We start from the raw sequence: 12,368 nt of genomic DNA on the forward strand, positions 1-12,368 counted from the left end.
GAACTGCCCACACGGTGAATCTAGGTTTTCTTCCGATCAAAAGCAAGAAATCTTAGGTAACACTGAAGGTAATCACCATCGGGGGATGTATTACTTGCTAACTACCATGGAATAAGCGGTTCAGCGGCGATAACTCCTTGCCTCTCCCTTATCTTTCCGCCGGTTCTAATTCATTGATGGAATTCAAGTTTCTTGTCACACCTCTTCGCTCAAACCGGACCGCCAGGATCTCCGCTTCCGCCTGTCCGGAAATAGCATCCCGAACCGCCTCGCAGGCGCCCGCGACCCATTCGTCTCCGGAAAGTACGAGCAAGACCGATGGTCCCGCGCCGCTCAAGGCTGCGCCCAGAATTCCCTCGCTCCCGGCTAGCGGAAGCAGAAGCGGCAGCAGCGGACAGATCTCCGATCGATATGGCTGGTGAATCCGGTCGGCCATCGCCGGACGCAGCAGGTCCCCGCGTCCCTGCGCAAAGGCGAGTCCCAGAAGAGCCGCCGCCTGAATATTTGCGACCGCATCGGCGCGCGAATACCTCTCCGGGAGCACGGCCCGCGCTTTGCTGGTGGCCAGCGGCGCCGTGGGCATCACAACCATCGCTCGCCAATCAGCGGGAGGCTCGACCCGCGCCGAGTGAATCACCCCACCTTCATAAGCGGCGACAACCATCCCTCCCAGCCAGCACGCGGCCGCGTTGTCCGGATGCCCTTCCAGCGCACACGCCTCTGACAGAATCCGCTCGCTGCTCCAGTTCAACCCGCCAAAATGCGAGGCAAGCGCAATCGCCGCCAGCCGTCCAGCCGCGGAAGAACCGCAGCCCATGCCCAACGGAATCTGATTCTCCATCCGCAGGGCCAGCGGAACCACGTCCCGCCCTTCCCGCGCCAGCAGAGTGCGATATGTCTCCAGAATGAGGTTGTCTTCCAGCCGCGAACACAAATCCGCATTCCGGCCCGCCGCAGAAATGGAGAATCGCTCAGCCTCTTCCGCTTCGACAATCAGATGAAAACCTAGCGCGACGGCGGCCGTATCAAAGGCTGCTCCCAGATTGGCCGAGGTCGCCGGCAATTGAAGTCGAATTGAGTCCACTGTCAGACCCACCTGTCCTGAATTTCCTTGAGCGCCTTCAGCACTGCGTCCGGCGTGGCCTCAACTTCGACAGCATTCCGGCGAAGCGGCTCCATCGTTGCAAGCACGGGTTCAGCCTCTTCCGGTTGCAGCAGCGTTCCACGGTGAAAATCGATCGTGTAGTCGGCATCCTTGAGAGTATGTCCGGTCAGGAGCAGCACGACTGTATCGGAGGGCGCAACCTTGCCTTCGGCCACCAGCTTTTTCAAGCCCGCCAGCGTCACTGCCGAAGCTGGCTCGCTGCCGATTCCCTCGCGGCCAATCTCGGCCTTGGCGACGGCGATTTCTCCCTCGCTCACATCCAGGCACCATCCGCCCGTCTCGTGAATCGTATGCGCCGCCTTCCGCCACGAAGCCGGACTCCCGATCCGGATGGCTGTAGCCCTCGTATGCGCGGCCACCGGCTCCAGCTTCTTCCCGTCGTTCGCAGCAAAGCTCCGCGCCAGAGGATTCGCGCCCTCAGCCTGAATCACCGAGATCTTCGGCAATCGCGAAATCAGCCCCAGAGCCTTCATCTCGCGCAATCCCTTGCCCAGCGCCGAACTGTTTGCGAGATTCCCGCCGGGAACCAGAATATGCTCCGGTACGCTCCAGTCAAAGTACTCCGCAATCTCCAGCGCTGGTGTCTTCTGCCCTTCGAGCCGATATGGATTGACCGAGTTCAGCAGATAGATCGGCGCCTGCTGCACAATCGTCGAAAGCACACGTACGCAGCCGTCAAAATCCGTGTTGAGCTGGCATGTCACGGCGCCATAGTCCATCGCCTGCGACAGCTTTCCCCACGCAATCTTTCCCTGCGGAATCAGCACCAGGCACTTCAGTCCTGCCCGAGCCGCGTAAGCCGCCATCGCCGCCGAGGTGTTTCCCGTCGACGCGCAGGCCACCCACTCAAAACCCCGCTCCTTGGCAACGCTCAACGCTGCTGTCATGCCGGTATCTTTGAACGAGCCGGTCGGATTCATGCCCTGATGCTTGGCAAAAACCTGATCCACGCCAAGCGCCTTGGCCGTCCTCGGCAGGTGGTACAGAGGAGTGTTTCCCTCCTGCAACGTCACGGCATTTCCGAAGCTATCCAGAATCGGCAGCAATTCGCGAAAACGCCAGACACCAGAGCGGTCAAGGAGTTCAGAAGACGCCCGCCGTTCGCGCCACAACCACTTCAAGGCCCCGGCATTGGGACGGTCCGTGCCGCCCACCAGGCCCCAGCCCGGATACTCCACTTCAAAGAGGTCGCCGCACTCTTTACAACGAAAGATCGAACCAGCCTGATCTCCGCGAATGCGCACACCGCAGCCGAAACAACGCAACTGATGCAGATTGTCGTTCATCCTAAGTGTTAGCCTACCAGCAAGCACCCAGAAGCCGGGTGAACATCGAAAGAAGACCCAATGTTCGAATTCCTGAACCGTTCTAAATCGATATCGCAGATCGTCGTAAAACGAGACCCCGCGTGCCGGCCGATTTTCATGGCCATGGCCCTCGCGCTTCTGGCCATGGTGTCGACGTCAATCTCCGCTCACGCCCAGACGGCTCCCCTGCGCATCGCCGCGGCAGCTGATCTACAGCCTGTCCTGCCGCCCATTCTGAATCAGTTCCGCGAGTCCACCGGGATTGAGGTTCAAGCCACCTACCAGGCTTCCGCCGCCCTCACGACGCAGATTCTCAACGGCGCTCCCTTCGATCTGTTTCTCTCCGCTGATCTCAGCTATCCCAAGCGCCTGCTGGATGCCGGAAAGGCAGACACAGCGGGCCTTTCTAACTCCGCGTCGCCCGTCTCCTACGCGCGCGGCACGCTCGTACTGTGGACCCGCAAGGATGGTCACTGGCCCAACCCAACCCTTGAAACCCTTCGCGATCCATCGCTGCAACGCATCGCCATCGCCAACCCCGACCGCGCCCCCTACGGCCGCGCCGCCATCGCCGCACTCACCAATCTCAAACTGCTAGATACCCTCAAGCCAAAGTTCGTAACCGCTGAAAACATCTCCCAGACAGCGCAGTTCGCCGAAACCGGCAACGCCGATGCCGGACTGATCTCTCTCACCTCGGCTAAAACCGAGCACCTTGCGTCCATCGGCAGTTACTTCGTCATCCCAGGTAATCTCTATCCTCCCATCGAGCAGGGCGCGGTCATCGTCAGCAACACACCGCAGCGCCAGAATGCCCATCGGTTCCTGGAATTCCTCCTGTCCCCGCCCATCCAACAGCAGCTCGCCAAAAGCGGCCTTACACCCGTGAATTAGCCCATGGATTGGCAGGCTCTCACACTCACCCTCAAACTCTCCGCAATCACCACCGCAATTCTGCTCTGCCTCGCAATCCCTCTTGCCGCATGGCTTGCCTTGGGGCGCTCTCGCTGGCGTCTTCTCGCACAGGCCGTCACGGGGCTGCCGCTCGTCTTGCCTCCTACCGTGCTGGGATTCTACCTCCTGATTCTGCTCGGCCCCCGAACCGGCTTCGGCCGCGCTATCGCATCGCTCCTCGGTCATCCTCTGGCCTTTTCCTTTGAAGGACTCGTCGTCGGCTCCGCCATCTATAGCCTGCCCTTCGCCGTACAACCCATCGTCGCTGGATTCGCCGCAGTCGACTCGTCACTGATTGACGCTGCGCGCCTTCTCGGAGCCAGCCCGCTCCGCCTCGTCCGGACAATCCTCGTCCCCCTGGCCAGCCGCTCGCTGCTTGCCGCCGCTGTACTCAGCTTCCTGCACACCATTGGCGAATTCGGCGTCGTCCTCATGCTTGGCGGAGACATCCCCGGAGCCACACGCACCCTCTCGCTCGTCCTCTTCAACCAGGTCGAGGGATTCGACTACGCCGCCGCAAACCGAACCGCAACTCTGCTCTTCGTCCTGTGCCTCGCCGCTTTGGTCGTCGTCTACGCTGGGCCGAATAATCTCGCAACCGGTCCAACCAGCAGCAATTCCCGCAGTCGCAATCGTGGGAGTGGCAATGATTGAGTTCCAAATCGAAGCCAAACGCGGGGGGTTCCACCTTGAAATCGAGTGCTGCCTATCCGCCCCCTGGACCGTAGTCTTCGGCCCATCCGGCGCGGGCAAGAGTACCTTACTGCGCATCATCGCTGGACTCGAAGAACCGGATTCCGGCCACATCACCATTTACGGCCAACCCGTAACGAACACACGAGCGAGGTTAAACCTTCGCCCCGGGCGCCGCTCCACCGGGCTTGTCGCGCAAAAATCCGCGCTGTTCCCACACATCTCCGTTGCTGCAAACGTTGCTTACGGCCTTGCGAGTTGGACTCAGATCCCCCGGCAGCAGCGAGTCGCTGACATGCTCGAGCTCGTCGGAGCTGCACACCTCGTCGACCGCTCGCCGCGCGCACTCTCCGGCGGCGAGGCCCAGCGCGTCTCCCTGGCCAGAGCACTCGCGCCTATGCCGCGCCTGCTGCTGCTCGACGAACCGCTCTCCGCACTCGACGCAGACGCGCGCGACCAAATCCTAATCCGGTTGCAGGCCTGGCTACGCGAACAGGCTATCCAGACCATCCTCGTCACCCACGACGCCGCCGATGCCCTGGCCACCGAAGCCGAAGTCGCGCTCATCCGCGAAGGAAAGCTGGCAGCCCTCGGCCCGGCCAGCGAAGTTCTCGCCACCGAACGTCAACGTCTGCTCGCTCGGCTGAATGCCGGCTAAAATCCAACCAGAACAGGCTCCATGGTTAGTGCTATGCCATCACGCGCCAGTCGCCCAACGATCAGATCTCGCAGCGCAAGGATGTCACTCGCCGACGCGCCGCCGAGATTCACTAGCGCCAGCGTGTGCCGCGAAGAAATCCCCGCGCGCCCCAGGCGAAACCCCTTGGGAAACCCTGCCTGCTCAATCAGCCAGGCCGCAGGCAGCTTCACCTGGCCCGCGCCGGCCGGATAGTGCGGCGGTTCCTTACCCAATCTTGCAGTCAATTCCTCGAAGCTCTCCATCGAAACAATTGGATTCTTGAAGAAGCTCCCTGCGCTCCGGCAGTTCTCATCCCCATCCACCAGCAGCATTCCCTTGGAAAGCCGAATGCGCCGGACTTCCGCGGCAATCTCCGCCAGAACGGGATCAGAACCCGCTGAAAAAACCCGCTGCAGATCTGCGTACCTGAGATTTGCCTTCCCGCCAGGAGTGAGCCGGTAATCGACTCGCAGCACTAGATATCGTCCCTTCGCCGAAGAATTGAAGACACTGCTCCGGTATGCGAAGCCGCACGCCTCCCCAGACATTTCCTGAAAATTGAGCGACTCCAGATCAAGAACCCGGACACGCTCGATTGTCTCCGAAACTTCTTGCCCGTAGGCCCCCACATTTTGCACCGGAGTTCCGCCTACCGACCCCGGAATCCCGGCAAGACACTCGATTCCCGAGCACTTCTCTGCAACCGCTCGCTGGACAAATCCATCCCAGTCTTCTCCAGCAGCCACGCGAAATTCCCGCCGGCCGCCGTCTTCTTCCGCCTCAACGCCCTTGAGCGCCATCCGCAGAACCAACCCAGCAAAACCTGCATCCGAAATCAGCAGATTGCTCCCACCGCCCAGCACGAAGAGCGGAAGCAACCGCTCTCGCGCCCAGGTCACCGCATCCACTATCTCCGCCTCGCTGGCAGCCTCCGCGAACCAGCGCGCCGGGCCGCCAATCCCAAATGTCGTGAACGGCGCGAGCGCCACATTCTCTTGAATCTTCATTTCCGTCAGCCTACAACAGTCGGCAGACCACGAAATGAAGCCTGGAACCCGAAGCGCGAGGATACGCTCAGCCACCTTTCCGGTAGAATAGAGGAACAGGCGATCACGCCCTGCCGGAGGCAACGATGTACCCAGAGATTATGGTTATACCCATGCGCGAAGAGTTGACCCGCGCTGGCATTCAGGAAGCGCGCACCGCCGAAGAAGTTGACGCGGCGCTCGCCAAGCCGGGCACCACAATGCTCGTCGTCAACTCCATCTGCGGTTGCGCAGCCGGCAAGATGCGACCCGGCGTCCGCATGGCTCTCACCCACTCCACGCTGCCCGACCAGAGCATTACAGTATTCGCCGGTCAGGATCGCGAAGCCACCGAGCGCGCCCGCTCCTATTTTGAAGGCCATCCGCCCACGTCTCCAGCGATCGCCATCCTGCGAGACGGCAAGCTTGTCTGGCTGATGCAGCGCTTCATCATCGAGTCCAGCACTGCCCCCCAGATCGCCGGTGAAATCGTTAAGGCCTTCGATGCCCTGTGCGCTAAGGCAACCGCGTAACAAAGTTTTTCAGCCTCACGCAAACGGCCTCCGGATCCGGAGGCCGTTTACTTTGCAACTTACAATGAACGGCTCAATCCGCCTCAACCGCCTGCGGCAGATTCTGCACCTTGCTGTGCTTCAGCGAATACCCGAAATAAACAACCAGGCCCAGCAACAACCACCCAATCATCACCGCCCAGGTGATAAAGGCCAGTTGCGTCATCAGATAGCCAGCCGAAAGAATACCGAGAATCGGAACCAGCGGCACCAGCGGCGTCTTGAAGGGCCGATGCATCTTCGGATGCCGCACCCGTAGAATCCAGACACCTGCGCACACAATCGTGAAAGCAAGCAGTGTGCCGATATTCACCAGGTCGGCCAGGTTGTCGATGGGCAGAAATGCCGGCATGACGGCAGCAAAAACGCCAAAGACGATGGTTGTGATCCAAGGCGTGCGAAACCTCGGATGGATAGCTGACGCCCACTTCCAGAGCAACCCGTCTTTTGACATCGAATAGAAAACCCGCGACTGGCCGAGCAGCATTACCAGCATCACGGTAGCCAGGCCGAATACCGCTCCCACCTTGACCATCGTCGCGCCCCAACTGATGCCCGTCGCATCAATGCCAACCGCCACGGGAGCGCCTACATTCAAGGTGCTGTAAGGCACCAGGCCCGTCAGAACCGTCGACACCAGAATGTAGAGAACGGTACAAACGGCAAGTGAACCCAGGATTCCGATGGGCATATCCCGTTGCGGCTTCTTGGCCTCCTGCGCCGCAGTCGAGACAGCGTCGAAGCCGATGTAGGCGAAGAATATCCGCGCCGCACCTCTGGGGATTCCGCCCCAGCCAAAGTTGCCATGGCCGTCGGACGGCGGAATGAATGGATGCCAATTCGCCTTCGCGACCTCGGGATGCCGAAACAGGAAATAACCTCCAATAGCCAGAAAAACACCCACGATCCCAAGCTTGACGATCACAATCGCCGAGTTGAAGTTCGCAGACTCCTTGATTCCAACCACAAGAATTGTCGTAATCACCATGACAATCGCCACCGCAATCAGGTTGCAAATTCCGGTGACATGCGGCAGCCCAGTCGCATCGATGCCGGGCGGCAGTGTCATCAACGGAGTCCACTGTTCCTTATAGAACACCAGCACGTTGCCCGTGGTCGTTGTCAGTTGCGGCGGAATATAGATGTGGTACTGCTGCAAGAGACTATTGAAATACCCCGACCACCCGGAAGCGACTGTCGCGGCACCAAACGCATATTCGAGCACCAGATCCCAGCCGATGATCCATGCCACCAATTCCCCAAGCGTTGCGTAGCCATAGGTGTACGCCGAACCGGCAATGGGAATGATCGAGGCGAACTCGGCATAGCAAAGTCCCGCGAAGGCGCAAGTGATTCCGGCAAGCACAAAGCTCAATGCCACCGCCGGCCCCGCGTACTTGGCAGCCGCCTGACCTGTCAGCACAAATATTCCGGCGCCAATCACCGCACCGATGCCAAGGGTGATCAGGTTCAACGCGCCCAGCGAGCGCTTCAGCGTATGCTCACCCTGTTCGCCTGCCTCTTGCGAAAGCATCGACATCGGTTTAATGCGAAGTAGTCTTGACATCAATGAGGGCACTCCTCCTCAACAGCTTGGTTCGAATTGATTTAAGCCAGCGGAGCTACGCAATCTTGGGCCGCCGCGACCAGAAAAGATAAACAGGAATGCCGAGCAATACGATGATCAACCCTGGCCAAGTGTATTGTGGCTTGTACCGCAATAATACGACACATATCCATGCAGCCATCACAATATACAGCGCTGGCAGAAATGGATATCCCAGCGCCTTGTACGGCCGCGGTTCCCCCGGTCTCTTCACGCGCAGCACAAAGAGCCCAACGATGGTCAGAATATAGAACAGCAGAACGGCAAAGACGATGTAGTCCAGCAGTTGCCCGTACGATCCCGAGATACACAGTACCGCAGCCCACACTGCCTGCACCACCAGCCCGGCAACAGGCGTACGATACTTCGGATGCAGCTTGCTGACCGATGAAAAAAAGAGCCCGTCGCGGCTCATCGTGTAATACACCCGCGCTCCGGCAAGCGTCAGCCCGTTGGCGCAGCCAAAGGTCGAAATCAGGATCGCTCCCGCCATCAGAAACGCTCCACCGCCGGGGAAAATCTGTTCCAGCGTCGCCGTGCCAACACGCTCTTCCGCGGCATATTGCACTCCGCGCGCCAACACCGTCGCGCCGTGCGGGTCACCATGAAGTGGGAGCACCAAAATGTAAGCCAACGAAGCCAGAAAGTAGACCGTCAGCACAAAACCCGTTCCCATCACCAGCGAGAGCGGAATATTCCGCTTCGGATTCTTTACCTCGCCAGCCGTGAAGGTGATGTTGTTCCACGCATCCGCGGAAAAGAGCGACCCGGTCTGCACGACCGCCAGAATCACCAACAGATTCACCAGCACAGTCGGACCGCCGACGCCAACCTGCACCGGATGCAGCGAAGACCACCCAGCATTCCGCCAGAACTGCTGCAATCCAGGGCCAAAATTTGCCGCCCAGGCAATCGGATTGCGCCCAACCGTAAAGCCCAGCAGCACCAGCGCCGCCAGCGAAAGCCCTTTCGCCGTCGTAAAAACATTCTGAATCATCGCCCCGATATTCAATCCGAAGATATTCAGGAACGCCAGCAGAAAAACAATCAGAATCCCCACCAGGTTTGCCGTGCTGATGCCGATATCCATGTTCCCCAGCACCATCGGCCCAAACGGAATCGACGGAACATGCGCAATATGCCAGAGCCAGTGCGTACTGGAAATCGACGGGAAAAACACGCCAAGAAACTTTCCGAAACCCACCGCAACCGCAGCGATCGTCCCCGTCTGAATCACCAGAAACAAAGTCCAGCCGTACAGAAACCCGCATAAAGGGCCAAGCGACTCACGCAGATACACATACTGGCCACCGGCCTTGGGCATCATGGCCGCCAGTTCGCCATAGCTCAGCGCGCCAATCATGGTCATGACAGCCGTCACCACCCACGCCGCGAGAAACAGCGCAGGGGAGTCGGTCAGCCGCCCGATCTCGGCGTCCACCAGAAAGATTCCCGATCCGATCATAGAGCCGACAACAATCGTCGTGGAGCTGAAAAGCCCAAGCGACTGCACCAGTTGAGGACTGGACGGAATCGATGCCGGAACAGGTGGAGCTTCTCTAAGGGAACTGGTCGAGTTCGTCATTTGGAATGGTTTTACCGGAATTGCAATAAAAAGTCTTCTGCTTTCTTTATATCGCGTTAACCCAGCGTTGCCATCCACCGGCTAAACTCCACCGCCGGGTCCTGCGACCGAAAGATCGCAGCGGATACAGCAACCACATCTGCACCCGCCCTTAAAATGGCCGGAGCCGTGTCAAGCGTGATTCCCGCTGCTGCCACCAGCACGGGCTTCGCTCCAGCCGTTGCACGAAAACGCGCCACGCCCTCCACTCCAATCGGCGGAACGGAGGTCTGCTTCGTCGTCGTCGGAAAGACCGGCCCAAACGCGATGTAATCCGTTCCACGAGCCAGAGATTTCATCAACTGCGCCTGTGTGCTTGCCGAAGTCCCAATCAGCGCCGCTGCTCCCAGCAGCTTTCGCGCTTCGGCAGGTGGCAAGTCGCCCGCATCCACATGAACGCCGTCGAAGGCCGCCGCCAGCGCCACGTCCACGCGATCATCCATCACCAGCTTCGCCAACGGCATCGCTACCCGCAGAATCCGGGCGTCCGACAGCACTTCAGCATCTGTCCCGATCTTATTGCGGTATTCCATCAACCGTACACCCGCATCGGCCAATGAACGCCCCAGCCGATCAAGAAACTCCCCCCGGCCAACGGCAGGAAAAACAGAAACATCCAGAATCGGATAAATCTTCGGAAAAACGAAACCCATGAATCAAGACTAATCGACAGAAAAGAGAAGAACAGGGACCAGAACGAGAGTTCAAGGATCAAAACATACGTCACATACGTCGAGCCAAACGAAATCTCTTCTGCTCCCCGATTCCTATCCCTGCTTACTTCACATTTCATCCGCTGAAGGCCCGTACACTCCGGGAACTTTTGCGCCCAGCAAACGCAGATCGACGCCAAGCTGTGCTCGGTGATGTACCGTGTGGTTCAGCACCCAGTTACGAAAGACGTTATAGCGTGTGTCGTCAATCCAGGTCTGATCGCCCGCCACCATCTTCCAGTTGTCGTCCCACTTAGCCGGGTCAAACCCACCCAGTGCCGCTTTCGCCTCAGCCGATTCCTTGTCGAAGCGCTCCAGTAGAGCGGCCTTGTTCGCAGGAATGTACGGCTTCCAGTCTTCGCTCGGCTTCCACTCAAGTTTGTCCGTGGTCAGCGTGGAAATCGCCCACTCACAGGGAGTCTCTGCCACATGCCCCGCCAAACGTCCCAGCGTAAAGGACTTCGGATGCGGTTTCCAGCTGAAATCCGCATCTTCCGGAATAGCATCCAGCACTCTGCGGGTCAATGCCACTTCACGATCGAATTCGGCGATCAGTTCCTTTTGAATGTCCATAAGCAACCTCCAATCGTTGCGGAATAAGCATACGGGAAGTTGCGTGACAATACGAATAAAAAGCGAAACAAAGAGGAATTATTTGCGAACAAATCGCCGCCGGCTCAGGAACGCTTCGCCAGGAATCGCTCCATGAACTTCGTATCAAAATCCCCCGCGCGAAAGTCCGGATCGGCAAAGATCTCCTGGTGCAGCGGAATCGAAGTCTCGATCCCCTCCACCACAAACATCCCCAGCGCCCGTTCCATGCGCGCAATCGCCTCTTCGCGGTCCTTGCCATGCACAATCAGTTTGGCGATCAGCGAGTCGTAATACGGTGGCACAACCCCCTCCGCGTACTGCGCCGTATCCACACGCACTCCATTCCCGCCCGGCAGATTGAAGACCGTAATCTTCCCCGCCGAAGGAGTGAACTTGCGTGGATGCTCCGCGTTGATGCGGCACTCAATGGCATGGCCCCGAATCTCGACCTTCTTCGGCAGAATCTCATCCAGCCGTTCGCCGGAAGCAATGCGCAACTGCGCCTTCACCAGATCGATGCCCGTAATCGCCTCCGTTACCGGATGCTCCACCTGGATGCGCGTGTTCATCTCGATAAAATAGATCGACCCGTCCTCATCCATCAGGAACTCGATCGTCCCGGCATTCTGGTAGCCAATTTCAGTCAGGCAACGCTTCAGCGTGCTGCTCAGGTGCTCGCGGATCTTCGGCGTTACCTTCAGCGATGGCGCTTCCTCGATCAGCTTCTGATGCCGCCGCTGAATCGAGCACTCGCGCTCAAAAAGCACTTCGACATTGCCGTGCTCATCGGCCAGTATCTGAAACTCGATATGCCGCGGCCGTTCGATGAACTTCTCCATGTACAGCTCGCCGTTGCCGAAAGCGTTCGCAGCCTCAGTCGATGCAGCGTGATAAAGATTCGGCAACTCCTCGGCGCTTCGAACGATCCGCATGCCGCGTCCGCCGCCGCCAGCCTTGGCTTTCAGAATCACCGGATAGCCGACTTCTGCAGCCCACTTCAGCGCATCCTCGGCATCGGCAACCACCCCATCCGAACCCGGCAGAATCGGCACCTTGGCCTTCTTCATCGCCTGCCGCGCCTTTTCCTTCTCGCCCATCAAGCGAGTCACTTCCGGCGGAGGTCCGATGAACTTGATGTTCGACACCCGGCACACCTCGGCGAAATTCGCATTCTCGCTCAGCAGTCCATAGCCGGGATGAATCGCGTCCACGTTGGCGATCTCAGCCGCCGAAATCACTGCCGGCACATTGAGATAGCTGTCTCCCGGTCGTGGTGGCCCGATGCAGATGGCTTCATCTGCAAACCGCACATGCAGCGAATTGCGATCCGCCTCGCTGTACACGGCAACCGTGCGAATGCCCAGTTCCTTGCAGGCACTAATGACGCGCAGCGCAATTTCGCCGCGATTGGCAATCAGAACTTTCCTCAACATGGG

Annotated in this window: 12 protein-coding genes; 4 read left to right on the forward strand and 8 right to left on the reverse strand. The window is 59.0% G+C overall.

Going from position 1 to position 12,368, the window contains the following annotated elements:
* Nucleotides 1–148 precede the first annotated feature (148 nt).
* Entirely contained in the window at nt 149–1,096 is a 948-nt protein-coding gene (thrB, locus tag OHL23_RS12220; RefSeq protein ID WP_263352162.1) for a homoserine kinase, read from the reverse strand.
* Nucleotides 1,087–2,451, reverse strand: a complete 1,365-nt coding sequence (thrC, locus tag OHL23_RS12225; RefSeq protein WP_263352163.1) for a threonine synthase — start codon at nt 2,449–2,451, stop codon at nt 1,087–1,089. Before thrC ends, thrB begins: the two co-directional genes overlap by 10 nt.
* 60 nt (nt 2,452–2,511) lie before the next feature.
* On the opposite strand from thrC, the gene modA reads away from it, so the two are divergent.
* Genes modA through OHL23_RS12240 form a run of 3 tightly spaced genes read left to right on the forward strand, consistent with a single transcriptional unit; the run spans nt 2,512 to nt 4,777 of the window.
* Entirely contained in the window at nt 2,512–3,366 is an 855-nt protein-coding gene (gene modA, locus OHL23_RS12230; RefSeq protein ID WP_263352164.1) for a molybdate ABC transporter substrate-binding protein, read from the forward strand.
* Nucleotides 3,367–3,369: 3 nt separating this feature from the next.
* Nucleotides 3,370–4,080 carry a molybdate ABC transporter permease subunit gene (modB, locus tag OHL23_RS12235; protein WP_263352165.1) on the forward strand — a complete coding sequence of 237 codons (711 nt, stop codon included), beginning with the start codon at nt 3,370–3,372 and terminating at the stop codon, nt 4,078–4,080.
* Nucleotides 4,073–4,777, forward strand: coding sequence for an ABC transporter ATP-binding protein (locus OHL23_RS12240; protein ID WP_263352166.1), 705 nt, complete (start codon nt 4,073–4,075; stop codon nt 4,775–4,777). The genes modB and OHL23_RS12240 overlap by 8 nt, the downstream gene beginning before the upstream one ends.
* On the opposite strand, the gene OHL23_RS12245 is transcribed toward OHL23_RS12240, so the two are convergent.
* Nucleotides 4,774–5,805 (reverse strand): UDP-N-acetylmuramate dehydrogenase, encoded by a 1,032-nt coding sequence (locus OHL23_RS12245; RefSeq protein ID WP_263352167.1) that lies wholly within the window; start codon nt 5,803–5,805, stop codon nt 4,774–4,776. The genes OHL23_RS12240 and OHL23_RS12245 overlap by 4 nt on opposite strands.
* Nucleotides 5,806–5,930: 125 nt before the next feature.
* Here OHL23_RS12245 and OHL23_RS12250 point away from each other — a divergent pair, with 125 nt between their 5' ends.
* Complete coding sequence (locus OHL23_RS12250; RefSeq protein ID WP_263352168.1) at nt 5,931–6,356, forward strand: BrxA/BrxB family bacilliredoxin; 426 nt, start codon at nt 5,931–5,933, stop codon at nt 6,354–6,356.
* A gap of 73 nt (nt 6,357–6,429) precedes the next feature.
* Here the strand turns inward: OHL23_RS12250 and OHL23_RS12255 are convergent, their stop codons facing one another.
* The 5 genes from OHL23_RS12255 to accC all read right to left on the reverse strand — a co-directional run bounded on the left by OHL23_RS12255 (nt 6,430) and on the right by accC (nt 12,365).
* On the reverse strand, nt 6,430–7,962 hold the full coding sequence (locus tag OHL23_RS12255) for an amino acid permease (RefSeq protein WP_263352169.1): 1,533 nt from the start codon (nt 7,960–7,962) through the stop codon (nt 6,430–6,432).
* Between the two features lie 55 nt (nt 7,963–8,017).
* Complete coding sequence (locus tag OHL23_RS12260; protein ID WP_263352170.1) at nt 8,018–9,586, reverse strand: APC family permease; 1,569 nt, start codon at nt 9,584–9,586, stop codon at nt 8,018–8,020.
* A gap of 56 nt (nt 9,587–9,642) precedes the next feature.
* Nucleotides 9,643–10,278: a thiamine phosphate synthase gene (locus OHL23_RS12265; protein WP_263352171.1), complete on the reverse strand. Its 636-nt coding sequence runs from the start codon at nt 10,276–10,278 to the stop codon at nt 9,643–9,645.
* A gap of 129 nt (nt 10,279–10,407) precedes the next feature.
* Nucleotides 10,408–10,911: a DinB family protein gene (locus tag OHL23_RS12270; protein WP_263352172.1), complete on the reverse strand. Its 504-nt coding sequence runs from the start codon at nt 10,909–10,911 to the stop codon at nt 10,408–10,410.
* A gap of 104 nt (nt 10,912–11,015) precedes the next feature.
* A complete protein-coding gene (gene accC / locus OHL23_RS12275; protein WP_263352173.1) occupies nt 11,016–12,365 on the reverse strand; it encodes an acetyl-CoA carboxylase biotin carboxylase subunit in 1,350 nt (449 codons plus the stop codon).
* Nucleotides 12,366–12,368: the final 3 nt, after the last annotated feature.

This window comes from Acidicapsa acidisoli (assembly GCF_025685625.1).
GTDB lineage: Bacteria > Acidobacteriota > Terriglobia > Terriglobales > Acidobacteriaceae > Acidicapsa > Acidicapsa acidisoli.